This window comes from Siccirubricoccus soli, assembly GCF_024178315.1.
In the GTDB taxonomy this organism is placed as follows: domain Bacteria; phylum Pseudomonadota; class Alphaproteobacteria; order Acetobacterales; family Acetobacteraceae; genus Siccirubricoccus; species Siccirubricoccus soli.
In genome coordinates this window covers 1-334 of the sequence record NZ_JAMZIK010000325.1, presented here as the reverse complement: position 1 = coordinate 334, position 334 = coordinate 1, and the positions used below count along the sequence as shown (strand labels likewise).

Annotated in this window: 1 protein-coding gene; it reads left to right on the top strand. The window is 42.5% G+C overall.

All coding sequences use genetic code 11. From position 1 onward, the window contains the following. A partial coding sequence (locus NJ376_RS28580) for a ribonuclease H family protein (RefSeq protein WP_252956730.1) occupies positions 1 to 334 on the top strand: 334 nt, incomplete at both ends.

Genomic DNA, 334 nt, shown 5'->3' with positions numbered 1-334 from the left:
GAAGAAGTTTGAATGGTCGGACAAACAGGAGGCAGCATTTCAACTGCTGAAACAGAAACTTACTAGTGCGCCTGTTTTGTCTCTTCCAGAAGGAAATGATGATTTCGTCGTCTATTGTGATGCTTCGCATCAAGGTTTGGGTTGTGTTTTAATGCAGAGGCAAAAGGTCATTGCCTATGCATCTCGTCAACTGAAAGTTCACGAGAAAAATTATACTACCCATGACCTTGAACTAGGAGCAGTAGTGTTTGCACTCAAAATGTGGAGACATTACCTGTATGGCACCAGGTGTACGGTGTATACAGATCACAAAAGCCTCCAGCATATATTTGAC